The organism is Streptomyces sp. VNUA24 (assembly GCF_029167005.1).
GTDB lineage: Bacteria > Actinomycetota > Actinomycetes > Streptomycetales > Streptomycetaceae > Streptomyces > Streptomyces scabiei.
On the sequence record NZ_CP119143.1, the window covers coordinates 4,686,123 to 4,710,109 of the forward strand.

30 protein-coding genes and 1 pseudogene are annotated in these 23,987 nt (G+C 70.5%); 6 read left to right on the forward strand and 25 right to left on the reverse strand.

The window, feature by feature from the left end; genetic code table 11:
• Positions 1 to 3: 3 nt before the first annotated feature.
• The 19 genes from rplF to PYR72_RS19825 form a co-directional block, all read right to left on the reverse strand.
• The gene (gene rplF / locus PYR72_RS19735; RefSeq protein ID WP_033528347.1) at positions 4 to 543 is read right to left on the reverse strand and encodes a 50S ribosomal protein L6; all 540 of its coding nucleotides are present in this window, start codon (positions 541 to 543) and stop codon (positions 4 to 6) included.
• Positions 544 to 568: 25 nt separating this feature from the next.
• A complete protein-coding gene (gene rpsH / locus PYR72_RS19740; protein WP_013001411.1) occupies positions 569 to 967 on the reverse strand; it encodes a 30S ribosomal protein S8 in 399 nt (132 codons plus the stop codon).
• Positions 968 to 1,182: 215 nt separating this feature from the next.
• The gene (locus PYR72_RS19745) at positions 1,183 to 1,368 is read right to left on the reverse strand and encodes a type Z 30S ribosomal protein S14 (RefSeq protein WP_003948630.1); all 186 of its coding nucleotides are present in this window, start codon (positions 1,366 to 1,368) and stop codon (positions 1,183 to 1,185) included.
• 5 nt (positions 1,369 to 1,373) lie between these two features.
• Positions 1,374 to 1,931: a 50S ribosomal protein L5 gene (rplE, locus tag PYR72_RS19750; protein WP_020135807.1), complete on the reverse strand. Its 558-nt coding sequence runs from the start codon at positions 1,929 to 1,931 to the stop codon at positions 1,374 to 1,376.
• On the reverse strand, positions 1,931 to 2,254 hold the full coding sequence (gene rplX, locus PYR72_RS19755) for a 50S ribosomal protein L24 (protein ID WP_013001412.1): 324 nt from the start codon (positions 2,252 to 2,254) through the stop codon (positions 1,931 to 1,933). Before rplX ends, rplE begins: the two co-directional genes overlap by 1 nt.
• A 2-nt stretch (positions 2,255 to 2,256) precedes the next feature.
• The gene (gene rplN, locus PYR72_RS19760) at positions 2,257 to 2,625 is read right to left on the reverse strand and encodes a 50S ribosomal protein L14 (protein WP_003992364.1); all 369 of its coding nucleotides are present in this window, start codon (positions 2,623 to 2,625) and stop codon (positions 2,257 to 2,259) included.
• Positions 2,626 to 2,722: 97 nt separating this feature from the next.
• Complete coding sequence (gene rpsQ, locus PYR72_RS19765) at positions 2,723 to 3,010, reverse strand: 30S ribosomal protein S17 (protein WP_006130775.1); 288 nt, start codon at positions 3,008 to 3,010, stop codon at positions 2,723 to 2,725.
• Positions 3,010 to 3,234 (reverse strand): 50S ribosomal protein L29, encoded by a 225-nt coding sequence (gene rpmC, locus PYR72_RS19770; RefSeq protein WP_059079052.1) that lies wholly within the window; start codon positions 3,232 to 3,234, stop codon positions 3,010 to 3,012. Before rpmC ends, rpsQ begins: the two co-directional genes overlap by 1 nt.
• The gene (rplP, locus tag PYR72_RS19775) at positions 3,234 to 3,653 is read right to left on the reverse strand and encodes a 50S ribosomal protein L16 (protein WP_004927269.1); all 420 of its coding nucleotides are present in this window, start codon (positions 3,651 to 3,653) and stop codon (positions 3,234 to 3,236) included. Before rplP ends, rpmC begins: the two co-directional genes overlap by 1 nt.
• 5 nt (positions 3,654 to 3,658) lie before the next feature.
• A complete protein-coding gene (gene rpsC, locus PYR72_RS19780) occupies positions 3,659 to 4,492 on the reverse strand; it encodes a 30S ribosomal protein S3 (protein ID WP_013001414.1) in 834 nt (277 codons plus the stop codon).
• Positions 4,492 to 4,839, reverse strand: coding sequence for a 50S ribosomal protein L22 (gene rplV / locus PYR72_RS19785; RefSeq protein ID WP_184904641.1), 348 nt, complete (start codon positions 4,837 to 4,839; stop codon positions 4,492 to 4,494). The genes rpsC and rplV overlap by 1 nt, the downstream gene beginning before the upstream one ends.
• 42 nt (positions 4,840 to 4,881) lie before the next feature.
• The gene (gene rpsS, locus PYR72_RS19790; protein WP_275456561.1) at positions 4,882 to 5,163 is read right to left on the reverse strand and encodes a 30S ribosomal protein S19; all 282 of its coding nucleotides are present in this window, start codon (positions 5,161 to 5,163) and stop codon (positions 4,882 to 4,884) included.
• A 12-nt stretch (positions 5,164 to 5,175) separates the two neighbouring features.
• Positions 5,176 to 6,012 (reverse strand): 50S ribosomal protein L2, encoded by an 837-nt coding sequence (gene rplB, locus PYR72_RS19795; RefSeq protein WP_055517283.1) that lies wholly within the window; start codon positions 6,010 to 6,012, stop codon positions 5,176 to 5,178.
• A gap of 38 nt (positions 6,013 to 6,050) precedes the next feature.
• Positions 6,051 to 6,470, reverse strand: a complete 420-nt coding sequence (gene rplW / locus PYR72_RS19800; protein ID WP_275456562.1) for a 50S ribosomal protein L23 — start codon at positions 6,468 to 6,470, stop codon at positions 6,051 to 6,053.
• Positions 6,470 to 7,129, reverse strand: coding sequence for a 50S ribosomal protein L4 (gene rplD, locus PYR72_RS19805; RefSeq protein ID WP_013001417.1), 660 nt, complete (start codon positions 7,127 to 7,129; stop codon positions 6,470 to 6,472). The genes rplW and rplD overlap by 1 nt, the downstream gene beginning before the upstream one ends.
• 7 nt (positions 7,130 to 7,136) lie before the next feature.
• Positions 7,137 to 7,781, reverse strand: a complete 645-nt coding sequence (gene rplC, locus PYR72_RS19810; RefSeq protein ID WP_020135811.1) for a 50S ribosomal protein L3 — start codon at positions 7,779 to 7,781, stop codon at positions 7,137 to 7,139.
• Positions 7,782 to 7,798: 17 nt separating this feature from the next.
• Positions 7,799 to 8,107: a 30S ribosomal protein S10 gene (gene rpsJ, locus PYR72_RS19815; protein ID WP_003948644.1), complete on the reverse strand. Its 309-nt coding sequence runs from the start codon at positions 8,105 to 8,107 to the stop codon at positions 7,799 to 7,801.
• Between the two features lie 409 nt (positions 8,108 to 8,516).
• A complete protein-coding gene (locus PYR72_RS19820) occupies positions 8,517 to 8,804 on the reverse strand; it encodes a hypothetical protein (protein WP_275456563.1) in 288 nt (95 codons plus the stop codon).
• 33 nt (positions 8,805 to 8,837) lie between these two features.
• Positions 8,838 to 9,572: a YoaK family protein gene (locus tag PYR72_RS19825; RefSeq protein ID WP_275456564.1), complete on the reverse strand. Its 735-nt coding sequence runs from the start codon at positions 9,570 to 9,572 to the stop codon at positions 8,838 to 8,840.
• A gap of 113 nt (positions 9,573 to 9,685) precedes the next feature.
• Here PYR72_RS19825 and PYR72_RS19830 point away from each other — a divergent pair, with 113 nt between their 5' ends.
• Positions 9,686 to 11,362 (forward strand): RNA ligase family protein, encoded by a 1,677-nt coding sequence (locus tag PYR72_RS19830; RefSeq protein WP_275456565.1) that lies wholly within the window; start codon positions 9,686 to 9,688, stop codon positions 11,360 to 11,362.
• 6 nt (positions 11,363 to 11,368) lie between these two features.
• Positions 11,369 to 14,158, forward strand: a complete 2,790-nt coding sequence (locus PYR72_RS19835) for a poly(A) polymerase (protein ID WP_275456566.1) — start codon at positions 11,369 to 11,371, stop codon at positions 14,156 to 14,158.
• A gap of 9 nt (positions 14,159 to 14,167) precedes the next feature.
• On the opposite strand, the gene PYR72_RS19840 is transcribed toward PYR72_RS19835, so the two are convergent.
• On the reverse strand, positions 14,168 to 14,995 hold the full coding sequence (locus tag PYR72_RS19840) for a hypothetical protein (protein ID WP_275456567.1): 828 nt from the start codon (positions 14,993 to 14,995) through the stop codon (positions 14,168 to 14,170).
• A 178-nt stretch (positions 14,996 to 15,173) separates the two neighbouring features.
• On the opposite strand from PYR72_RS19840, the gene PYR72_RS19845 reads away from it, so the two are divergent.
• The gene (locus PYR72_RS19845; RefSeq protein ID WP_275456568.1) at positions 15,174 to 15,392 is read left to right on the forward strand and encodes a DUF2191 domain-containing protein; all 219 of its coding nucleotides are present in this window, start codon (positions 15,174 to 15,176) and stop codon (positions 15,390 to 15,392) included.
• Positions 15,389 to 15,841: a PIN domain nuclease gene (locus PYR72_RS19850; RefSeq protein ID WP_275456569.1), complete on the forward strand. Its 453-nt coding sequence runs from the start codon at positions 15,389 to 15,391 to the stop codon at positions 15,839 to 15,841. The genes PYR72_RS19845 and PYR72_RS19850 overlap by 4 nt, the downstream gene beginning before the upstream one ends.
• On the opposite strand, the pseudogene PYR72_RS19855 reads toward PYR72_RS19850, so the two are convergent.
• Positions 15,781 to 15,958: pseudogene (locus PYR72_RS19855) on the reverse strand (DUF397 domain-containing protein). The gene PYR72_RS19850 and the pseudogene PYR72_RS19855 sit on opposite strands and share 61 nt — an antisense overlap.
• 393 nt (positions 15,959 to 16,351) lie before the next feature.
• On the opposite strand from PYR72_RS19855, the gene PYR72_RS19860 reads away from it, so the two are divergent.
• On the forward strand, positions 16,352 to 17,305 hold the full coding sequence (locus PYR72_RS19860) for a helix-turn-helix domain-containing protein (RefSeq protein WP_275456570.1): 954 nt from the start codon (positions 16,352 to 16,354) through the stop codon (positions 17,303 to 17,305).
• Here PYR72_RS19860 and PYR72_RS19865 read toward each other — a convergent pair.
• Both PYR72_RS19865 and PYR72_RS19870 read right to left on the reverse strand, forming a co-directional pair.
• Positions 17,245 to 18,072 (reverse strand): hypothetical protein, encoded by an 828-nt coding sequence (locus PYR72_RS19865; RefSeq protein ID WP_275456571.1) that lies wholly within the window; start codon positions 18,070 to 18,072, stop codon positions 17,245 to 17,247. The two genes, PYR72_RS19860 and PYR72_RS19865, sit on opposite strands and share 61 nt — an antisense overlap.
• 97 nt (positions 18,073 to 18,169) lie before the next feature.
• Positions 18,170 to 18,739, reverse strand: coding sequence for a hypothetical protein (locus PYR72_RS19870; protein WP_275456572.1), 570 nt, complete (start codon positions 18,737 to 18,739; stop codon positions 18,170 to 18,172).
• Positions 18,740 to 18,852: 113 nt separating this feature from the next.
• On the opposite strand from PYR72_RS19870, the gene PYR72_RS19875 reads away from it, so the two are divergent.
• On the forward strand, positions 18,853 to 19,644 hold the full coding sequence (locus PYR72_RS19875; protein ID WP_275456573.1) for a hypothetical protein: 792 nt from the start codon (positions 18,853 to 18,855) through the stop codon (positions 19,642 to 19,644).
• On the opposite strand, the gene PYR72_RS19880 is transcribed toward PYR72_RS19875, so the two are convergent.
• Together PYR72_RS19880 and PYR72_RS19885 are read right to left on the reverse strand one after the other, a co-directional pair.
• Positions 19,638 to 20,756, reverse strand: a complete 1,119-nt coding sequence (locus PYR72_RS19880; protein WP_275456574.1) for an endo-1,4-beta-xylanase — start codon at positions 20,754 to 20,756, stop codon at positions 19,638 to 19,640. The genes PYR72_RS19875 and PYR72_RS19880 overlap by 7 nt on opposite strands.
• A gap of 14 nt (positions 20,757 to 20,770) precedes the next feature.
• On the reverse strand, positions 20,771 to 23,953 hold the full coding sequence (locus PYR72_RS19885) for a glycosyl hydrolase 115 family protein (RefSeq protein ID WP_275456575.1): 3,183 nt from the start codon (positions 23,951 to 23,953) through the stop codon (positions 20,771 to 20,773).
• Positions 23,954 to 23,987 lie beyond the last annotated feature (34 nt).

The window sequence follows — 23,987 nt, forward strand, 5'->3', positions numbered from 1 at the left end:
GGCTTACTTACCCGCCTTTCCGACCTTGCGGCGGATGACTTCGCCCTCGTACTTGACGCCCTTGGCCTTGTACGGGTCGGGCTTGCGCAGCTTGCGGATGTTGGCCGCAACCTCGCCGACCTTCTGCTTGTCGATGCCCTCGACCGAGAACCGGGTGGGGTTCTCCACCTTGAAGGTGATGCCCTCGGGCGCCTCGACGGTGATCGGGTGGCTGTAGCCGAGCGCGAACTCGAGGTTCGAGCCCTTGGCCTGCACGCGGTAACCGACACCGCTGATTTCGAGCTTCTTCACGTAACCCTGGGTCACGCCGGTGATCATGTTCGCCACCAGCGTGCGGGACAGGCCGTGCAGGGCCTTGCTCTGACGCTCGTCGTTGGGGCGGGTGACGTTCAGAACGCCGTCCTCACCCTTGGCGATCTCGATCGGCGCAACGACGGTGTGGGTCAGCGTGCCCTTGGGGCCCTTGACCGAGACCGTCTGGCCGTCGATGGTGACGTCCACGCCGGCGGGAACCGTGATGGGGAGCTTGCCAATACGCGACATAGCTTTTTCCTCCGATTCCTTTCCGCTACCAGACGTAGGCGAGGACTTCTCCGCCTACGCCCTTCTTGCCGGCCTGCTTGTCGGTGAGGAGCCCGTGGGACGTGGAGATGATCGCCACGCCGAGGCCGCCCAGCACCTTGGGCAGGGAGGTGGACTTCGCGTAAACCCGGAGACCGGGCTTGGAGATCCGCTTGATGCCCGCGATGGAGCGCTCACGGTTGGGGCCGAACTTCAGCTCCAGGACGAGGTTCTTGCCGACCTCGGCGTCCTCGACCTTCCAGCCCGTGATGAAGCCCTCCTGCTGGAGGATCTCCGCGATGTGAGACTTGATCTTCGATGCCGGCATCGTCACGGAGTCGTGGTATGCCGAGTTCGCGTTCCGCAGACGCGTAAGCATGTCTGCGATCGGATCAGTCATGGTCATGAATTGGCCTTCGGCCTCTCTCGCCGGGGTTTCCTGTATGCGCCATCCCTCTCCCCACTCGGTGGCGGGACGGGTGCGGTGCGGGGACCTACGGCGTAGTAAGTCGTACGGGCTACCGTCAGGCGCCCAACCCTCCAAGCCTAAGCCATGGAAGGGTGGGCGCCTGACACGCCCAGTGCTTACCGAGAGCTTCGGGAATCCCTGAAAAGCAGGGACTACCAGGAGCTCTTGGTCACGCCCGGCAGCTCGCCACGGTGAGCCATCTCACGAAGGCACACGCGGCACAGGCCGAACTTGCGGTACACGGAGTGGGGACGGCCGCAGCGCTGGCAGCGCGTGTAGCCACGCACGCCGAACTTGGGCTTGCGAGCAGCCTTCGCGATCAGAGCCTTCTTCGCCATCTCGCTCACGCCTCCTTGAAGGGGAAGCCGAGGTGACGAAGGAGGGCGCGGCCCTCAGCGTCGTTGGTCGCCGTGGTCACCACGGTGATGTCCATACCCCGGGTACGGTCGATCTTGTCCTGGTCGATCTCGTGGAACATGACCTGCTCGGTGAGACCGAAGGTGTAGTTGCCACGGCCGTCGAACTGCTTGGGGGACAGACCACGGAAGTCGCGGATGCGCGGGAGCGCGAGCGACAGGGTGCGGTCCAGGAACTCCCACATGCGGTCGCCACGGAGCGTGACGTGGGCACCGATCGGCTGGCCCTCACGCAGCTTGAACTGCGCGATGGACTTGCGGGCCTTGGTGACGGCCGGCTTCTGCCCGGTGATCGTGGTGAGGTCGCGGATGGCGCCCTCGATCAGCTTGGAGTCGCGGGCGGCGTCGCCCACACCCATGTTGACCACGATCTTGACGAGGCCGGGGATCTGCATGACGTTCTCGTACTTGAACTCGTCACGCAGCTTGCCCGCGATCTCCTCGCGGTACTTCGTCTTGAGACGCGGAGTCGTGGTGGTAGCCATCAGATGTCCTCACCCGTCCGCTTGGCAACGCGAACCTTGTTGCCCTCGTCGTCGAAGCGGTAGCCGACACGCGTGACGACCTTCTTGCCGTCCTTCTCCACGACCAGCTGGACGTTGGAGACGTGGATCGGCGCCTCGACGGTGACGATGCCACCGGCCTGCGAACCCTTGGCGGTCGGGCCGGCCTTGGTGTGCTTCTTGACCCGGTTGACACCCTCGACCAGGACGCGGTCCTCGCGGGGGAAGGCCGCGATGACCTTGCCCTGCTTGCCCTTGTCCTTACCGGTGATGACCTGGACCAGGTCGCCCTTCTTGATCTTCATGCTTACAGCACCTCCGGCGCGAGCGAGATGATCTTCATGAACTTCTTCTCGCGCAGCTCCCGGCCGACCGGGCCGAAGATACGGGTGCCACGAGGGTCGCCGTCGTTCTTGAGAATGACGGCGGCGTTCTCGTCGAAGCGGATGTACGAGCCGTCCGGACGGCGGCGCTCCTTGACGGTGCGAACGATGACCGCCTTGATGACGTCACCCTTCTTCACGTTGCCGCCGGGGATCGCGTCCTTGACGGTGGCGACGATGACGTCACCGATGCCCGCGTAGCGGCGACCGGAGCCACCGAGCACACGGATGCAAAGGATCTCCTTCGCACCAGTGTTGTCGGCGACACGCAGTCGCGACTCCTGCTGGATCACGTCTATCTCCTGATTGTCTGCCGGTTCCCCGGGGGCCGTTCAGGAACGGCCCCCGGAGCCTGGCGGAACTGTCCTGCGAGGAATGCCCCGCAGGAAATTACTTGGCCTTCTCGAGGATCTCGACGACACGCCAGTGCTTCGTGGCGGACAGCGGCCGGGTCTCCATGAGGAGGACACGGTCGCCGACGCCGGCGGCGTTCTGCTCGTCGTGCGCCTTGAGCTTGCTCGTGCTGCGGATGACCTTGCCGTACAGGGCGTGCTTCTTGCGGTCCTCGACGGCGACGACGACGGTCTTGTCCATCTTGTCGCTGACGACGATGCCCTCACGGGTCTTGCGGAATCCGCGCGCCTCGGTGTTCGTCTCAGTCACGTTGTTCTCGCTCATCAGGCGTTCTCCACCGTTTCGATGCCCAGCTCACGCTCGCGCATCAGGGTGTAGATCCGCGCGATGTCCTTGCGGACCGCCTTCAGACGGCCGTGGTTCTCGAGCTGTCCGGTCGCCGCCTGGAAGCGGAGGTTGAACAGTTCTTCCTTGGCCTCGCGGAGCTTGTTCAGCAGCTCCTCGTTGCCCAGCTCGCGCAGCTCGGACGCCTTGGTACCGGCCGACATCACGCTTCACCTGCCTCGCGCTTGACGATCCGGCACTTCATCGGCAGCTTGTGGGCGGCGCGAGTCAGGGCCTCACGGGCGATCTTCTCGTTCGGGTAGGACAGTTCGAACATGACCCGGCCCGGGTGCACGTTCGCGATCCACCACTCCGGCGAACCCTTACCGGAACCCATGCGGGTCTCGGCGGGCTTCTTCGTGAGCGGGCGGTCCGGGTAGATGTTGATCCAGACCTTGCCGCCACGCTTGATGTGGCGGGTCATGGCGATACGGGCCGCCTCGATCTGACGGTTGGTCACGTACGCCGGCGTGAGGGCCTGGATGCCGTACTCGCCGAACGCGACCGTCGTCCCGCCCTTGGCCTGGCCACGACGCTTCGGGTGGTGCTGCTTGCGGTGCTTGACCCTACGGGGGATCAGCATGTCCCTCAGGCCTCCGTTCCGGTGCTCTCAGCCGGAGCGGCGGCAGCGGGAGCCTCGGCCTTGGGGGCCTCGGCGCCGGCAGCCTGCTGCGGCTTACGACCGCGACCGCCACGCTCGCCACCGCGGCCACCACGGCCGGCGGGGCGGTCAGCGCCACCACGGGCCGGGCGGTTGCCGGCGCGGGCAGCGGCGTTCTCGGCGCGGACCTCGGCGATGTTCTTGACGTCGCCCTTGTAGATCCAGACCTTCACACCGATGCGGCCGAAGGTCGTCTTGGCCTCGAAGAAGCCGTAGTCCACGTTCGCGCGGAGCGTGTGCAGGGGCACACGGCCCTCGCGGTAGAACTCCGAGCGGGACATCTCGGCGCCACCGAGGCGGCCACCGCACTGGATCTTGATGCCCTTGGCGCCGGCCTTCATCGCCGACTGCATGCTCTTACGCATGGCGCGGCGGAAGGAGACGCGGGAGGAGAGCTGCTCGGCGACGGCCTGGGCCACCAGCTGAGCGTCCGTCTCCGGGTTCTTGACCTCGAGGATGTTCAGCTGGACCTGCTTGCCGGTCAGCTTCTCCAGGTCGCCGCGGATACGGTCGGCCTCGGCGCCGCGGCGGCCGATGACGATGCCCGGACGCGCGGTGTGGATGTCGACGCGGACGCGGTCACGGGTGCGCTCGATCTCCACCTTCGAGATGCCGGCGCGCTCCATGCCGGACGTCATCATCCGACGGATGGCGACGTCTTCCTTGACGTAGTCCTTGTACAGCTTGTCGGCGTACCAACGCGACTTGAAGTCGGTCGTGACACCGAGCCGGAACCCATGCGGGTTTACCTTCTGGCCCATTACCGGGTTCCTTCCTTGCTGCTGACGACCACGGTGATGTGGCTGGTCCGCTTGCGGATCCGGTAGGCACGGCCCTGGGCACGCGGACGGAACCGCTTCAGGGTCGGGCCCTCGTCGACGTACGCCTCGCTGATGAACAGCGAGGAGGCGTCCGTGTGGTCGTAGTTGTGCGCGGCGTTGGCAATGGCGCTGTCCAGCACCTTGCCGACCGGCACGCTCGCGGCCTGCGGGGCGAAACGCAGGACCGCCTGAGCCTCCGTGGCGTCGAGGCCACGGATGAGGTCCACCACGCGGCGGGCCTTCATGGGCGTGACGCGGATGTACCGCGCCTGGGCCCTGGCTTCCATGGTTGTCCTTCCAGTGTCTGTCATGGTCATTCCACCCCGCTGTTAGCGGCGCTTCGACTTCCGGTCGTCCTTGACGTGACCCCGGAAGGTGCGCGTCGGCGAGAACTCGCCGAGCTTGTGGCCGACCATCGACTCGGTGACGAACACCGGAATGTGGGTCTTGCCGTTGTGCACCGCGATCGTGTGGCCGAGCATGGCCGGGATGATCATCGAGCGACGGGACCAGGTCTTGATGACGTTCTTGGTGCCGGCTTCGTTCTGGGCGTCCACCTTCTTGATGAGGTGTCCGTCGACGAAGGGCCCCTTCTTGAGACTGCGCGGCATCTAAACCCGCTCCTAGCGCTTCTTGTTCGTCTTGCGGCGGCGGACGATGTACTTGTTCGAAGCCTTCTTCGGCGAACGAGTACGACCCTCCTTCTGACCCCAGGGGCTGACCGGGTGGCGACCACCGGAGGTCTTGCCCTCACCACCACCGTGGGGGTGGTCAACCGGGTTCATCGCCACACCGCGGACGGTCGGGCGGACGCCCAGCCAGCGCTTGCGGCCGGCCTTGCCCCAGTTGATGTTGCTCTGCTCGGCGTTGCCGACCTCGCCGACGGTGGCGCGGCAGCGCACGTCGACCAGACGGATCTCACCGGACGGCATGCGGAGGTGGGCGTAGGCGCCCTCCTTCGCGAGCAGCTGCACGGAGGCACCGGCGGAGCGGGCGAACTTGGCGCCGCCACCGGGACGGAGCTCGATCGCGTGGATCGTGGTACCGACCGGGATGTTGCGGAGCGCCAGGTTGTTGCCCGGCTTGATGTCGGCCCCGGGACCGTTCTCCACCCGGTCGCCCTGCTGCAGGTTGCGCGGGGCGAGGATGTAGCGCTTCTCGCCGTCCGCGTAGTGCAGCAGCGCGATGCGCGCGGTGCGGTTGGGGTCGTACTCGATGTGCGCGACCTTCGCCGGCACGCCGTCCTTGTCGTGACGACGGAAGTCGATGACACGGTAGGCGCGCTTGTGTCCGCCACCCTGGTGGCGAACGGTCACACGACCGGCGTTGTTACGGCCGCCCTTGCTGTGCAGCGGGCGGACCAGCGACTTCTCCGGCGTGGACCGCGTGATCTCGACGAAGTCGGCGACGCTGGAACCACGACGGCCCGGCGTAGTCGGCTTGTACTTGCGGATTCCCATTTCTCAGTCCTCGTCCGATATCGGACGATCCGACCCGCTTACGCGGTCGGACCGCCGAAGATGTCGATACGGTCGCCCTCGGCAAGGGTCACGATCGCGCGCTTGCTGTCGGCACGCTTGCCGAAGCCCGTGCGGGTCCGCTTGCGCTTGCCCTGGCGGTTGATCGTGTTGACCCCGGTGACCTTGACCGAGAAGACCGCCTGGACGGCCTGCTTGATCTGGGTCTTGTTGGCGCCGGGCGCGACGATGAAGGTGTACTTGCCCTCGTCGAGCAGCGCGTAGCTCTTCTCCGACACGACCGGCTTCAGCAGCACGTCACGGGGGTCCGTGAACGCCTTGCTGGGCGCGGTGACGACGGTGTTCTTGCCCTCGGTGGCGTGGCGCTTCGCCTTGGCGACGCGCGCGGCCTTGGCCGCCTTGGCCGCCTTGGAGGCGATGGAGGGGTGACGGATAGCCATCAGCCTTCAGTCCCTTCGGTGTCGTTGGCCTTGTTCGGGCCGGACACGAAGGACTCCAGGGCGCCCTGGGTGAAGACCACATCGTCGGAGACGATCACGTCGTACGTGTTCAGCTGGCCCGGCTCCAGGATGTGCACCTGGGGCAGGTTGCGGGCGGAGAGCCACGCGGCCTCGTCGGCGCGCTCGACGACCAGGAGCAGGTTCTTGCGCTCCGAGATCTTGCCGAACAGCGACTTGGCGGCCTTGGTGGAGGGGTTCTCGCCCTCGATCACGCCGGAGACGACGTGGATGCGGTTGTGACGGGCCCGGTCGGTGAGGGCGTGGCGCAGGGCCGCGGCCTTCATCTTCTTCGGGGTCCGCTGCGAGTAGTCACGCGGCTGCGGGCCGTGGACGACGCCACCACCGGCGAACTGGGGCGCGCGGGTCGAGCCCTGACGGGCGCGGCCGGTGCCCTTCTGCCGGTAAGGCTTCTTACCGCCACCACGGACTTCGCCGCGGGTCTTGGTCTTGTGCGTGCCCTGACGGGCAGCCGCGTTCTGCGCGACGACGACCTGGTGGATCAGCGGGATGCTGACCTTCTCCACGCCGAAGATCTCCGCGGGGAGCTCGACGCTTCCGGTCTTCTCGCCGGCAGGCGAAAGGATGTCAACAGTGCTCATCGGTACCTCAGGCCCCCTTGGCCGCGGTGCGGACCAGGACGAGGCCGCCGTTCGGACCGGGGACGGCGCCCTTGATGAGCAGCAGACCCTTCTCCGCGTCAACGGCGTGGACGGTCAGGTTCTGGGTGGTGACCCGCTCGTTGCCCATGCGGCCCGCCATGCGGAGGCCCTTGAACACACGGCCCGGGGTGGCGCAGCCACCGATGGAGCCGGGGGAGCGGTGCTTGCGCTGGGTGCCGTGACCGGCGCCGAGGCCCTTGAAGTTGTGACGCTTCATGACACCGGCGAAGCCCTTGCCCTTGCTCTTGCCGGTCACGTCGACCTTGATGCCGGCCTCGAACACCTCGGCGGTGATCTCCTGGCCGAGGGTGTACTCGCTGGCGTCAGCGGTACGGATCTCGACGAGGTGGCGGCGGGGAGTGACGTCGGCCTTGGCGAAGTGGCCCTTGAGGGGCTTGTTCACCTTGCGCGGGTCGATCTCGCCGAAGGCGATCTGGACCGACTCGTAGCCGTCGACATCGTTCGTACGGACCTGGGTCACGACGTTGGGGCCGGCCTTGACGACGGTGACCGGAACAACACGGTTGTTCTCGTCCCACACCTGCGTCATGCCGAGCTTCTCGCCCAGGATTCCCTTGATCTGCTTAGCCATTCTCAGATCACCGACCCTCAGAGCTTGATCTCGATGTCGACACCGGCCGGGAGGTCGAGTCGCATCAGAGAGTCAACGGTCTTGGGCGTCGGGTCGAGGATGTCGATCAGGCGCTTGTGCGTGCGCATCTCGAAGTGCTCGCGCGAGTCCTTGTACTTGTGCGGCGACTTGATGACGCAGTACACGTTCTTCTCAGTGGGCAGCGGCACCGGGCCCGCGACCGACGCACCAGTGCGGGTCACCGTCTCGACGATCTTCTTCGCCGAGGAGTCGATGACCTCGTGGTCGTAGGCCTTGAGCCGGATGCGGATCTTCTGTCCCGCCATGGCTACTCAGTAGTCCTTTGTCTCGTTTAACGCTCTGGAACCCGGTGTTCCGTCACCCGCTCCGCCGACCCACGCGGTCGGGCGTGTCGCGCTTCCGCTGACACAGATGCCCCTTGTCCGAGCATCCCCTGTCCGGGAAACACGGCCCTACCTACAGCCGTGGGCCGGGGGCAGAAGCCCACCGGGTGCCTGGCCGGCGCCGCACTGACACTTCCCGAAAGATTCCCGTACGTCCGCTCCAGCGCTGCCGTAAGGCAGTTGGGGCGACGAGTACTGTGGGACTCGCTTCCGGTCCTCCCGGCGGGAGGCGCGCAGCATCAACACTCGACCGAGCAACCCCGCTAGTCTGCCATACGGCCCACCGGCTCCGCCAATCGAGCCGGAGAGATTACCCCGAGAGTGACGCAGGTCAAACCCGGGAGGGGTCGGGCCCGTCCGAGGGCTCGGCATCGGCGCCGTGCGAGGCGCCGGCATCGCCGCTCTCCGGGGCGTCGCCCGGGGTGTCCGTCGCGCGGTCGGGATACACCAGACAGGCTCCGAGGGCGATGACTCCCAGGGACGTCAGCCGCAGCGCACCCCCCGCCCACCGCATCCCTCCGGTCCATTCCTGGGGTACGCCGAGGGCCAGCCAGAGGCTGACGGTGATGCCGGCGACTATGAGAGCCGCACCGACGAGACGGCTCACTGAGAAACTCATGCGTCCATGATCCAGAGCCACTTCGCTGGGGCGTCACGATCCGGCCGGGCCGCGCGCCTCCGGCGTACGCCCCCGCCGCTTCGCCCAGTACCCCGCGCCCAGGGCGAGGACCAGCGCGGCGGGGATCAGCAGGACCAACGCCGGGTGCACCCCTGCCCGCAGCAGCAGCCACGCGCCCAGCAGGCCGCCGGCGAACATCGCGGCGACCGAGGCGAGACGGCGGCCCTCGTCCCTGGCGCCCGCCCCGACATGGCCGTCGGGGTGCGGGGGCAGGCCGCTGAGCAGCGCGGTCAGGGCACGGGTGGACACCGTGGTGGGGACGTCCGGGACCCGTGCCCGCAGGGTGGTGATGTTGCGTACGCCCATGGCCACGGCGACCAGGGCGACGACGGTGTAGTGCGGATCGTCCGCCGGACCGCCCGTCACGTCGAGCCCGGTGCGCCAGGCGACCAGTCCGCCGAGCCCCAGCAGCAGTGCCTCGACGAGCAGCGCGGGAACGAACCAGCGGCGGCCGTGGGCGTCCACGCTCGACTCGAACCGGGAGCCGAGCACCGCGCCGACCGTGAACCCCGCGAACGAGACGCCCGCGGCGGCCGGGGACAGACCCGCGGCACCGGTGAGCGCGAAGGAGAGGAAGAGGAGGTTGCCCGTCTGCACCGCCGTGAAGACCGGACCGAGCACGAGGAAGCTGACGGCCTCGATCATGCCGGTCGTCAGCGTCAGCGCCACCATGACCGAGGTGAGCCCGACGCCCGCTCTGGGCTTCATAACCGGACCCTAAGGCGCCGGTAATCCGCTCGCCCGCCCCCCGCCCGCGCTCCTAGGCTGATCAGGTACCTCGGCCGTTGAGGCACACCGGCTGTCACGGGGGAACGTTCACGATGCGTACGCACTATCCGCGGACCCGGCATCTGCCCTGGTCCCCCGGCGCCACCGCCGACGATCTCCGGGTCACCGACCTGTCCGGGCTGCGCGGCCGCGAGGTCGTCGTGACCGAGAAGCTGGACGGCGAGAACACCACGCTGTACGCCGACGGCCTGCACGCCCGCTCACCGGACTCCGCGCACCACCCCTCCCGTACCTGGGTCAAGGCGCTCCAGGCCCGGATCGGGCACGCGATACCCCGGGGCTGGCGGGTGTGCGGCGAGAACATGTTCGCCCGTCACTCCCTCCCCTACGACGACCTGGACAGCTGGTTCTACGGCTTCTCGGTGTGGGACGGGGACGGGCGCTGTCTGGACTGGGACCGGACGGTGGCCTTTCTGCGCGGACTCGGCGTGCCCGTGCCGCGCGTCCTGTGGCGGGGCGCGTTCGACGAGCGGGCGCTGCGCGCGCTGCGGCCGGACCTCGCGCGGCAGGAGGGGTACGTCGTCCGGGTCGTGGACGGCTTCGGGGCGCAGGAGTTCGGCGCCCGCGTCGCGAAGTGGGTGCGGGCCGGGCACGTGACGACGGACACGCACTGGATGCACGCGGCCGTCGTCGAGAACGGTCTGGGGGCGCGGGCGCCGCTGTGGGCGGTGCGCTCCGGCGCGCACGCCGACCCCGACGCGCTGGCGGAGGCGGTCGGACTGCCCGGCGAGGGGGACCGGGAGGCCCTCGCCCGGTTCGACACGGCCGGCGGGCAAACCGGTGACGACCGGCTCGCCGGCGTCCTGGCCGCGCTGCTGCACGCGCACGGCCCCGGCGGTCGCCGTGCGCGGCTGGCGGCCCGGCTGGCCGGGGTCGTGGGCATGCCGCTCGCGCGCCGGGTCGCCGACCTCGTCGGACTGCATCCCGCGCTGCACCGGCCGTACCCGGACGAGGACCGCCGTACGGGCCTGGCCCGGCTGTCCCTCGCCGCCGATCTCGGGCTGCTGCACGCGGTCGCCCGCGCCACGGCGGCGACGGAGACGGCGCGCGAGCTGGTGGAGTGGTCGGCGCTGCACGCCGAGGAGGTGCGGCCGCTGGACGAGGGTGTCCTGCGGGAGGCGTTCGCCGGGCTGTCGCCCGACGCGGCGGTCCGGTGCCGGGCCGAGGCGCGCGAGGCGTACGCGCGGGGGCGCGTCACGGACGGCGAGGGCGCCGTCGCCGCGACCTGGCGCTGGCGGTCGGGGGCCTACCCGAGACTGATCCAGCTGGTCGGGCCGTCGGGCAGCGGCAAGAGCACCTTCGCGCGGGGGCTCGCGGGCGTGGACGCGTACGTCTCGCTGGACGAGCTGCGCGAGGCGTGGGGCGCGCGCGCCGACCAGCGGGCCAACCCGGACGTGCTGCGCGCGGGGCTCGACCGGCTGGACGCGGCGCTGGCCGCCGGCGGGACGGCGGTGTGGGACGCCACCTCGCTCACCCACCCGCAGCGCTCGCTGGTGCACTCGGTCGCGGAGCGCCGCAACGCGCTGGTCACCCATGCCGTGGTCCTGGTCGAGGAGGACGAGCTGATCCGGCGCGACTCCCGCCGCGCCCACCCGGTACCGCCCGGGGTGCTCACCGCCCAGCTCCGCCGCTTCGCCCCGCCCTATCCGGGGGACGCGCACCGCACCTGGTACGTCGGGGCGAGCGGGACCGTAGAGGAAGAGGTCTGAGGAACCGTGCGGACGAGCGAGGAGATCTACCACCGGGTGCGCTGGGACGCGCGCTTCGACCCGGCCCGCTTCGTGTTCGGCGTGCTGCAGCGCGGCGCCGCGCCCAAGCGGGTCCCGCTGCCCGCGTTCGTGCCCGGCGGCGAGATCCCGTGGCACCGGGTGCTGTTCGTCGAGGCGGACGGCGAGGTGGTCTGGGACCGGGCGACGGGTGTGGACCGGATCGACGCGACGGACGCGGGGCGCGTGCGGGAGTCCCGTCTGCTGCGGGCGCCGTTCTTCACGGCGCGCACGCCGCACGCGTGGGACGGGGAACAGTGGGCGCCGCTGCGCGCCCCCCGGGGCGCCGACGGAGCGGCCCGCGGGGACAACGTCCGGGTGCTGACCTGGAACACCCTCTGGGACCGCTACGACGCCGACCTCATCGACAGCGCCGGGCGCAGGCCACTGCTGCTGCGCGCCCTGCGGGACGCCGAGGTCGACGTGATCGCGTTGCAGGAGGTCGAGGCGGCCCTGCTGACGATGCTGCTGCGCGAGCCATGGGTGCGGGCGGAGTGGACGCTGGGGTCCGACCCGCGCGGGCGGGACGTGGCGGAGTGCGGTCTGCTGCTGCTGAGCCGGTTGCCGGTGCGGGAGGCCGCGTTCCACGCGCTGGGCCCGCACAAGGCGGTGGTCTCGGTCGTGGTGGAGGCGGGGCAGCGCCCCCTCGTCGTCGCGGCGACGCATCTGAGCAGCGACCACTCCACCGACGGCGCCGGCCGCCGGACCGCCGAACTGGCCCGGATCGCCGAGGGGTTCGCGGCCCTGGACGCCGGACTCGTCCTGCTGGGCGACTTCAACGACGGCGGCGACACCCCCCAGGTGACGCTCGGGATGCGGGACGCCTGGAGCGAGACGTACGGCGCCGACGACGCGACCCCGACCTTCGACCCGGTCGCCAACCCGCTGGCGGCGGTCTCGTCCCTGACGGGCCGGGCGTCCCGGCTGGACCGGGTGTTGGTGCGCGGGCCGGGGCTCGCCGTGCGCTCGGCCGGGCTGTACGGGGACACGCCCTCGCCGGACGGGCTCTTCGTCTCGGACCACTACGGGGTACGGGCGGAGGTGGGGCCCGGCGCCGCCGACCCCGCCCCCGCGGCGCTGGACGTCCGGCCGACGGCCCGTACGGCTCTGGCGTGGCTCCCTCCGGAGGAGCTGTGGCCGCCGCTGCAGGACATCCGGCGTGCGCACGACCCGCAGATCCACCGCTGGCCTCCCCATGTGAACGTCCTCTTCGGCTTCGTACCGGAACACGCCTTCGAGGAGGCGGCCTCGGTGCTCGCGACATCGATGCGGGCGGCCGTGACGGCTCCGTTCGACATCCGGCTGGAGGGCGTGCACTGGTTCGGCCACCGGGACGACGCGACGGTGTGGCTGGACCCGGCGGCGGCCGGCGAGGGGCCCTGGGCCGAGCTGCACGGCACCCTCGTACGCCACTTCCCGCGCTGCCGGGGCCGTCAGGAGGGCTTCACCCCGCACCTGAGCCTGGGCCGCACCACCGACCCGAACGCCCTGGCCGCCGCGTGCGCGGCCCGGCTCGCCCCCCGGTCGGCCAGGGTGGGCGAGCTGGCGCTGCTGTCGCGGCGCGGGGACGAGCCGATGCGGGTGCGGGCAACGGTGAGCCTGGGGACGGGTGAGGTGCGCTGGGCGGAGGAGGCGGTGCCCCACGCCCCCGAAGGGGGCGGCGAGGCCGGCGTGGTCGACCGGGTCACGCGCCTCGTCGCGGACGCGCTCCCCGGTGGTGTCGTGCATGTGGCCGGTTCCCGGCGCATGGGCTGCGCGCTGCCCGGTGCGGACCTGGACCTGGTGGCGGCGCTCCCCGGCATCGTCGAACTCGGTTCCCTGCGGAGGGAGTTGGGTGGAGCCGAGGATGTGCGCGAGGTGGTCGGGGCGCGGGTCCCCGGGCTGCGGCTGCGGCTCGACGGCCTGGACGTGGACCTGGCCGTCGTGGGCACCGGGACGATGGACCCGGCGGAGGCGGTGGCCCGCCGGGCCGAGCTGGGCGAGGCGGCGGCGCTCGCGCTCAGCGCGGTGAGCGACGCCGAGGCGGTGCTCGCCTCGGTGGGCGGCCACGGTCCGGCGTTCGCGGGGCTCGCCCGTCAGGTCAAGGCGTGGGCGCGGGCCCGGGGCCTGGACTCGGCGCCGTTCGGCGGTTTGCCGGGCCTGGCCTGGTCCGTGCTGGCGGCCCGCACGGCGGTCGAGGCGGGAGATCTGCCGCCCTCCGGCCTCCTGCGGCACTTCTTCGCGACCTGGGCTGCCTGGGACTGGCGCGAGCCGGTCGGCGGCCTCGAAGGGGCCCCGGCCGGGCCCCTCACCGTCGCCACGCCGTCCGCCCCGGTCCGCTCCTGCACGGACCAGGTCACGCCGGACATGCGCGACCTGATCACCCAGGAGCTGTTCCGGGCCTGGGAGTCGCTGGAGGAGGGCGCCTCGTGGGCCGAGGTCCTGGCCCCTCCCCCACTGCACCGCCGCCACGCCGCCTGGGCGGTCGTGACGGCGGGCGCGGGCACGGACGGGCTCGTGGACGAGGGCCGGGTACGGGGCCGGATGCGGGCCCTGATCACCGATCTCGCCGAGCTGGCGCCGGGCTGCCACGCCTGGCCCCGCCCGTTCACCACGGCCCCCGCCCGCTATGCCATCGGCCTCGGCCCGACCCCGCCGGCCGCCGAGGCGCTGGCCGCGGTGGCGGACCGTCGGCTGCGGGGCCTGGCGGGGGTGACGCTCACGAGGGCCGAGGGCGGCGAGGTACCGACGCTCCGCTGAAGCGGGAGGTCAGCGGACGTCGACGTAGACGTTGGCGGTGGTGACGGCGTCGGTCGTCGAGTTGCCGTAGTACACCCAGCGGTAGAAGCCGTCGGCCGAGGCGGTGACCGTGGTGTTCAGGCCGCCGGTGCTGCCGGTCGTGACCTTCTTGACCGTCTTGAAGGAGGTGGCGTCCGAGGCCCGGTACTGGAGGCTGACCGTACGGCCGCTGTAGCCGCCGTACTTCTTGGTGCTCCAGTTCGCGCGGGTGAGCTTGCCCGTGACGGTGATCTTCCTGCCCTTGGTCACGGTCTCCGGCGTGGCGGCGACGGTGGCCCTGGCCGCGCGCTTGAGCTGCACGGTCTGGGACCGGGTCTCGTACTCCTCGGCCTTGAGGCCGCCGCTCGCCTTCCACAGCCGCATGACGACGGCGGTCTTCCACGTCGTGGCGGCCGCGTTGGTGTCGACCTGCTTCCGGCTCCAGTGCGGGTCGATGTGGAACTCGCCCTCGCAGCGGGCGTGCTTGGCGTCGACCTCGAAGCACGTGTAGATACCCGGGCCGATGTAGCCGTCGCCGGTGTCGACGGCCTTGCTCCTGTCACCGCGGTAGATGAAGGGGTGAGCGGTGTAACCGGACGGCTTGTCGGTGCTCTGCCCCGCCGGCAGGGCGATGTTGAAGGAGATCGGTGGCGCCACCTCCTTCGTCGTGCCGACCACGATCGGCTTGCCCTTGTTGATGACGATGTCCGACACGGTGATCCCGGTGTCCGCCGCCTGAGCCGCCGGCGCGTTCAGCACCGAGAACCCGAGCGCCCCCACGAGCGTGGCCACCGCGACGGTTCGTCTGCCTGACTTCATTCACACCTCTTCGAAAGCGTGTTCCTACGGAAGGCGGCAGGGTACCAAGAGTGATCGCGGGGCGATTCCACAGAGCATGCGCAACGCCTGGAAGCGGCGGATTCGGCCAGACCCCCCTGCCGCGACCCCGCTTGATATATGATCGGAGACTGTATATACGACTCGCGCGGGAGGCCCCATGTCCAGGACCCTGGTCGACCTCGACGACGACATGCTGACCTTCGCTCAGCAGCAGCTGGGCACCAAGACCAAGCGGGACACCATCAACCGGGCCTTGGCCATAGCGGCGGCGATCAGCGCCGACGACCGAGCCCGCGCGCTGCGCTGGCTCCAGGCGAACGCCGAGGACTTCCTCGACTTCGACGTACTCGAAGCCAGGGAGCAAGCGGGGCTGTGACCTACCTTGCCGACACTTCCGCCGTCTGGCGGCTCCTGCGCGGCCAACTCGGGGCGCCGTGGCCCGATCGCGTGGCACGCGGCCTGGTGGCCATCTGCCCGCCGGTCGAATCGGAGCTGATGCCCGGCCTGCGCGCGGACCGCGACCACGAACCCTTCTTCACCATGATCGGCCAGACCTTCAGCTGGGTGCCGGTCATCGACGACCCATGGCCGAAGATCATCGCGGTGCAGCGGGACCTGTTGCAGATCGGCCACCACAGAGGGCCCTCACCGATCGACATCCTGATCGCCCTCACCGCCGAGCATCATCGCCTGACCCTGCTCCACGTCGATGACGACTTCGCCGCGATCACCAAGGTCAGACCCGGCCTTTCTGCCGTCCGCGCTCAGCCCCCGGCCGCGTACGACACGAAGTCCGACCAGGCGGATGGTAGGAGGGTGAGCTGAGGGAGCCGTATGTCCTTGGAGTCGCGGACGTGGACAGTGCCGGGGGGTTACGGCGACCTCGACGCAGGAGTTGCCGTCGTTGCCTCCGCTGTGGCTGCTCTTTGCCTGGGCCCGGATCGTGCCATACCGCAGCTCAAGGATGCGCAGGTGCTTGGGTTCGGAGGTCAAGCCACCATTTGCCCCCACGCAAGACGGTCTGGGCCGAGGTCACCGTCCGACAGGCACCGGAACCCGGAAATGCGGACTCCGGCGCGACGGGTGGTCTTTCTTCAAAGCACCCGGGAGAGAAAGAACCCCCACCAAACCCCACCCCTCCTCCCGCCCGGCGGGCGGTCTCACCCTCGCGGGTGAACATCGCCGACTCGGCTGGATTTCGGGCCGGTTGATGCCCTTACGCTCAGCGCAGCAGGACACTGCAACCGCACAACAACCTCAGACATACGACGGCCCCCGCCGGGACTGCAATCCCAGTGCGAGGGCCTGACCACCAAGGAAGACGAGACCTTCCCGATGGATACGCAGAACCCTAGCGCGCCCTCGCGCGCCCAGGCCCGGCTTGCCGACAACAAACACCCGAACCGGCACCCGGCCCCCCGCTCCGGCGGCGGCCTGATTCACGAGCACACCCGCCACACCAGCCGCTTCACCGTGATCGGCAACCACCTCGCCCAGCATCCGGAGCTGTCGCTCCTCGCGATCGGGCTGGGGGCCCACATCCAGTCGCTGCCGAAGGGCGCCCGCGTCGACATCAAGACGCTCGCCGGCCGCTTCACGGAGGGCACGACCCGTATCGCCGCCGCCCTGCGCGAACTCGAAGCCCACGGCTATCTGCGCCGCGAGCGCGAACGCGTTCCCGGTGGCCGCATCGTCACCCGCACGATCTCCTGCAACCAGCCCGGCCGCGGTGACGGCCACGCGGAGGACGAGCCCGTACGCCGCCCGCTCCGGAAGGAGAAGGCGCCCCGCAAGCCCCTCCCCACCGTCCCCCAGCCCGGCTACCCCTCCCCCGCCCTCCTCCAGACCGCCACCGACCTCCTCGCCGACCTGCGCCGCGCGGACCCCCGCCTGCTCCTCTCGGCCTGCGACACCGCCCACCTCGCCCCGGGCGTCGCCGCCTGGCTGGAGCGCGACCTCACCCCCACCGCCGTACGTGACGCCCTGACCGGCGATCTCCCGAACGAACCCCTCCACCGCCCGGCCGCCCTGCTGGCCCACCGCCTCGCGACCCAGCTCCCGCCCCCGCCGCCGTTCCGGGCCCCGGCGTCACCGCCGTCCGTCCACTACGGGATGACGAACTGCGACGGCTGCGACCGCGGCTTCCGGGGACCGGCGGGAAGCCGCTGCCGCGACTGCCGGTCCAGTGTGGCGGGGGTCACGCTCACGAGGGCTGGGGGCGGCGAGGGTCAGCGCACGTCGACGTGGTCCGCCGCACTGGTGGCGACGCCGGTCGTCGAGTTGCCGTAGTACACCCAGCGATAGGAACCGTCGACGGAGGCGGCGACCGTGGCCTTCAACGCACCGGTGCTGCTGGTGGTGGCCTTCTTGACGGTCTTGAAGCCATCGGTGCCCTTGGCACGGAACTGCAGGCTGGCCGTACGCCCGCTGTAGGCGTTGTACTTCTTCGTGCTCCAGTTCGCCCGGGTCAGCTTGCCCGTGACAGTGACCGCCTTGCCCTTGACGACCGGCTCGGGCGAGGCGTCGGCGGTGACCTTGGCCGCGCGCTTGAGCCGGACGGTCTGGGACCGGGTCTCCCTCTCCGCCGCTTTCAGACCGCCGCTGTTCTTGAACAGACGCAGCGACACGGCGACCTTCCACGTGGTGGCGTCACTGTTGGAGTCGACGTTGTCGCGGGTCGGGTGCGGGTCGATGCGGAGCTCACCCTCGCACTCGGCCCTCTTGGAGGTGATCTCGTAGCAGGTGTATCCACCGGGCCCGATGAAGTTCTCTCCGGTTTTGGCCGCCGTCTTCAAGTTGCCGTGGTACAGGAAAGGCTCTGCGTGGTACCTGAACGGATCGTCCGTGCTGTACCCGGGGGGCAGGGAGATGGTGAAGCTGAGGGACGGCTCCACCACCTTCGACGTACCGACCACGATCGGCCTGCCCTTGTTGATGACGATGTCCGACACGGTGATCCCGGTGTCCGCCGCCTGAGCCACCGGCACGTTCAGCACCGAGAACCCGAGCGCCCCCACGAGCGTGGCCACCGCGACGGTCCGTCTGCCTGACTTCATTCACACCTCTTCGAAAGCGCGTTCCTACGGGAGGCGGCAGAGTACCAAGGATGATCACCCGGCCCGACGGATTTGCCGCTCGCCTGGCACCCCGCCCTCACGTCAGCGAGGCGAGGAGCCCGGTCCCTTCCGCCAGCACTCCGGGCTGTCCGAGGGCGTGGAAGTCGGCCTCGACCGCCGCCAGGTCGAGGACCCCGGCGCGCACGGCCTGGTAGCGGACGACCGACCAGAGGAATACGTCGAGGCTGTCGAACTGTGTCTCGGCCTCGATGACCTCCTCCTCGTGGAACCACACCGCGACCCGCCCGTTGGCCAGCATCACGTAGTAGTTGCCTCCCCCGTCGGCGCCGAGGGACCACACGTCGTCGTCCGACAGCTCCGTCTCGTAGTCGGAGTCGAGGATCTGGCAGTCGTTGGCCGCGAAGTCGAAGGCGTACGACCAGTCATATATGTCGAGGAATCCGCCGGGCAGGGTTCCCGAGCGCACCCGGCGGTCGAAGGCGGCCAGCGCGGTGGCGGCGTCGGGCGGGAGCTTGGCGAGGAAGGGTGCGACCGAGCGGGTGGACGCCGGGACGTCGACCCGCGACGCGTCGGGGAACCAGCGCGCCAGATCGGCGTCCAGATCCCGCTCCCCATAACCGGCCAATTGATCAACGGTGAGAGACATGCGGTGAGGTTAGCCGAGGCGAAATGAGCGCCGACGCCCGGTTCACTCTAGGAATATCGTCGGCCTGACGATAGCATCTCGTCATGATGACGATATCGCCGAGAGGGACCCGCATGCCTCCCGCACGCCCCGGACGCGCCCCCGCCACCACCCCCGCCACCGTCACGGTCCTCGTCCCGCAGGACCCCCAGTGGCTGCACGACTTCTACATGACCAACGACCTCCTCCTCGCCCCCTACCACGCGGCCTGGGCCGCGCGGGAGAACGGCGTGGGCGAGCACATCGCGCCCGCCTACCCGCCGGGGCTGGAGCACCTCACCAGCCTGGACGCGCCAAGGGCCCTCGACGCCTGGGGGAACGTCCACCGGGCGTTCCCGCCCGCCCTGCGCAGCCGCCGGTCGTTGAAGGGCGCCACCGCGGACCCCGCCCGAGGCAGCGCGCTGCGCGCCCCGGACGGCACCCCGCTGATACCCCTGCACCCCGTCACCGTGGCCGAGCAGGACCTGCGCGCCCTCAAGCGGGTCCGCCGCGCCCTGCGCGCCGGCGCGAAGGCCAGCCCCTCGCTCCTCGTCACCCACCACCCCGACGGCTCGGCGGACATCGAGAGCGTGCCGAGCCCCGGCGCGTACGTCGGCACCGTCGACCGGACGGTCGCGGTCCTGGCCCTCGCCCCCGACGAGGACGTCACGACCCTGGCCGCCGCGCTCACCCCCGACCGTCACGCCGTCGGCGCGGACGGCGGCCCGGCTGGCGGCCCGGCTGGCGGCCCGGCCGGGGGCGTACGCCGGGTCACGCTCACCGAGAGCGAGTACGCGGCGTACGACCGCTTCGCGGACCGGCTCGCCGCGGCGGCCATGACCGGCGAGTTCATGGGCGACCGGGCCCTGTTCCGCAGCCGCTACTGACCCGCGGAGGCGGCGGTCACCGGCCGCTGCCCACGGCGCCCGTCCGCCAGCCCGTCCCGCAGCGCCCCGTACGCCGCCTTCCGCCCGTACGTCTCGTCCATCGGCGTCGCCGAGCCCTCGCCGTCGAAGACCCCGGGCACCCACGAGTACTTGTCCGTGAACCCCCACACCGTGAACGACGTGCAGCTACGCGCCCCCAGGCAGGCGTCCAGCAGCTGCCGGTAGTAGCTCGCCTGCGTCGCCGCCTTCGTCTCGTCCACCGGCAGGATCATCCGCACGTCCACCTCCGTGAACGCCGTCCGCATCCCCAGCGCCCCGAAGCGCGCGAGGTTCTCCGCGACCCGGCCCGGGAAGCCGTACTGGATCGCCAGGTGCCCCTGGGCGCCGAACCCCTGCACCGGCACGCCCTCGGCCCGCAGCCGCTTCGCCAGTTCGTAGTACGCCGTGGACTTCGCGTTGACGCCCTCCACGTTGTAGTCGTTGAGGAAGAGCTTCGCCTTCGGGTCGGCGGCGTGCGCCCAGCGGAAGGCGTCCGCGATGTACGACGGCCCCAGCTCACGCAGCCAGATCGAGTTCCGCAGGCTGCCGTCCTCCTCGAAGACCTCGTTCACCACGTCCCACTGCTGGATCTTCCCCTTGTACCGCTTCACCTCGGTGGTGATGTGCTTGCGGAGAATGCCGCGCAGCTCCGCCGCGCCGATCGACCCGTCCGTCACGCCGGCCGTCAGCCAGGCCGGCAGCTGGCTGTGCCAGACCAGGGTGTGCCCGCGCACGACCTGCCCGTTCTTGCGGGCGAAGCGCACCAGGTCGTCGGCGGCCTTCCAGTCGTACACCCCCCGCTGCGGCTCCACCGACTCCCACTTCATGGCGTTCTCGGCGGTCACCGAGTCGAACTCCCGGACGGTCGTCCTGCGGTACGTCCGGTCGTCCGCGAGGGCCGCCAGGTCGACGGCCGTCCCGATGCGGACGCCGGCCCGCTCGGCGAGCGCCCGCAGCGGCGGCCCGGGACGAGTCCCGTGCGCCGAGGCCGGCTGCACGGCCACCGCCGTGGACAGCAACGCTCCGGCGACCACCCCGAGCACGGGCAGGCGAAAGCGGTTCAGGTACGTCATCTACGAGTCCCTTCTCAGATCCGGTGGCTCTCCAGCGGCCCCAGATACGTCGGTGTCAGCCCACCCGTGTCGATCACCAGCCGTTGCAGCACCACCGTCGGGTCGACCATCCAGAACGTCAGCCGGTGCACCCCGGGTCCGGCGATCGTGTGCCGGGTCGCCGTCACGTTGACGTTGTCCGAGGTGTGGCGCGCCCACTGCCTGTTCATGAGCCCGTCGTCGGCCCCGGTGACGGCGTGGACGTCGACGACCTGCGGGGCGTCCGCGTCGAAGGAGACGGCGTACCGCAGCCCGCCCGTCGCGAGCGCGGGGTTCCGGGGCGAGAGGTACGCCAGCACCGTCACCTCGTCCACGTCCGACAGCAGACCGACCGTGTACTCCAGCCGCGGCCCGGACCCGCCCGGCGTCTGCCGGGCGGCGGTCACCGGCCACGGCGTCACCCCGGCCCCCGTACGCCCGATCCGCTCGATCCGGCGCCAGCCCACCCGGCCGTCGCGCGACCCCACCGCCCGCGTGTGGTGCTCGGCGTCGATCGCCACGTACCCGCCCGCCTCGACGAACCCCCGCAGCCTGCGCGCCTCACGCGCCGACGGCTTCTCCGCGACGGCCTTCACCACGACGGAGGCCCCGGCCCCGCTCACCGTCAAGGACGCCTGCGCGCCCCCGGCCGGCACCCGCCCCCAGTCCACCCGGACCCCGACCCGCACCTGCTCCTCGACCCGCCCCCGGGTCCGGTCCACCACCAGCCAGGGCGCCGACGACTCGATCCGGTACGAGAAGGGCGTACGCCCCCGGTTGAAGACCTCCACGTACTGCCGGGGCCCGGTCTGGTAGGGGCTGAGCACCGGAAGCACCGCCTCGGCACGGGACCGGGGCCACCACTCCCCCGCGTCGTCGGCCCCGTCGAGCGCCACCCCCAGCTCCGCCGCCTCCGGCACCTCGATCCGCCGCACCTGGGGGAAGATCTCGTCCGGCAGCGCCACGTTGTTCCGCTCCGGCTGCTGCCACCCGGCATTCGGGCCGTAGCGCTCCACGTCCCCGTAGCCGATGTGCGGCTGGGTCTGGAAGCCCCGCCATTTCCCGCCCGCCACCTCGGAGTTGAAGCGGTGGGCCAGCGCGAGATCCTGGGCGAGTCCCGCCTCGGCGGCCTCGGCGCGGCCGTTGGCCGCCGCCCGGCCCTGCCGCGCGTACAGCAGGTTCTGGAATTCCGCCTCCCGCAGCTCGTACAGGTTCGCGGTGGCCGCCACCTCGTAGCCGACCAGTTCGAACCAGGCGTCCCGCAGCGCCGCCGGCAGCCGCCGCCCCACCCGCTCGGCCCGCTTCGCGAGCGCCCGCCACTCCTCCGTGACGCGTTCCAGCTCACGGTGCCCGAAGAAGAACGGTGTCTCCCGGTCGTCGTAGACGATCGCCCGCTCGTCCTTCGTGGGGTCCTTCGCCTCGTCGAGGGTGATCCGGCGGTTCAGCAGCTCCGGCTTACGGCGGGCCTGGAGCTGCCCGTACGCGCCCAGCACCTCGGCGATCTCCGCCGCCGCCTCGGCCCCGAAGTTCTGTCGCGCGAAACCGCGCTCCCACTCCTCCAGCTCCTTCACGCCCCAACGCCCGGGGTTCCAGGCGTAGTTCATGAAAAACTCGGTCGGCAGCTCGTTCCCCTTCAGGTCGCCGACGTTCACCACCCACAGCCCGTGGTTGCCGTACGCGTCCGCCTGGTGCAGCTGCTCCCACAGGTTCGCGAGGTTCGCCGTGTCGACCCACTTGTAGTTCCGTCCGACACCGACGTAGTCGAAGTGGTAGTACAACCCGTAGCCTCCGGGCCGTACGGGTCCCTCCGGGTCCGGATGCTTGCGGATGTTCCCCCAGTTGTCGTCCGTGAGGACGACGGTGACGTCGTCCGGTGCCCGCAGGCCCCGGTCCCAGTACCGCTGGACCTCCTTGTAGAGGGTCCACACCTGCGGGGTCTCCTCCACCGGGCGGCCGGTCACCTCAGCGATGATCCGCCGCTGGGTGTCGATGATCTCCCGCATCAGCTCGATGCCGTCGCCGTCGGGCAGGCTCGTGTCGCCGTTGCCCCGCATCCCCAGCGTGACGACGCCCTCGAAGTCCTCCTCGACCATGCGCCGGATGCCGTCCCGCCAGTACGCCCTGATGGCCTCGGCGTTCCGGCGGTACGACCACTCCCCCGTACCCCCGTAGGGGTCCCGGCCGGGAGTCACCACGTTGCCCGCACTGTCCCGCACGGCGGGCACCGCATGGCGGTTCCACTCCTCGATGCCCCGCATCATGGGCGCCTCATGCGACGTGCCCATGACAACTCCGTACTGCTTCGCCCGCGCGTGGTTCTCCGGGTCGTCCTCGGCGAAGGCCCGCCCCCACACCGCCGGCCAGACGTAGTTCCCCTTCAGCCTCAGCAGCACCTCGAAGACCTTCGCCCAGAAGTCAGCGGTGAAGCCCCCGGGGTGCCCCGGCGCCTTTCCGGGCCCGAAGTACGCCGGCGCCCACGTCCCGAGCGCCGGGTTCTCGTCGTTGATGAAGACGCCGCGGTACTTCACGGCCGGCGTGCCCTGCCCGAACCGGCCCGGCCGCACGTACACCGCGTCCCGGCGCACCGGCGGCACGTCGTCCCACCAGTACCAGGGCGAGACACCGAGGCCGTACGACACGTCGTACGCCCCGAAGATCGTGCCGCGCTGATCGCTGCCGGCGATCACGAAGGCCCGCCGCACCCCGGGCATCGGCCGCTCGACGACCGTCTGCAGAGAGGTCTCCCACCGCCCCCGCACCCCGTCGACGTCCAGCTTCCCGGCCTCGATCAGACCGTCGATCAGCGGACTCCGCCCGATGGTCCCCACCAGCACGACCTCGGCCGCCGTCCCGTCCCCCGGCCGTACCCCGGTCACCCGCTCGATGTCGTCCCGCAGATCCCCCGCGACCCGTACGACCCCGGGGTGATCCTCGGGGCTGACCACCACCGGCGCACCGACCAGCGCGAACGCCCCCGGCACGGGCGTGAAGGAGAGGTACGCGCCGGGGTCGGTGACCTTGGGCCCGCCCGCCGTGAGCCTGGCCCCTGTGAGCCCGCCCCCTGTGGGCCCACCCCCCACGGATGCCTCCTCCGCCCGCGCCACCCCCGGCAGAGCGGGCACCACGGCGAGCCCCGCACCCGCTCCCAGAACCGTTCTCCGACTGACGTCCGCGGACATGCCACACCCCTCGACCGGTCGTCCCGAAGGCTGA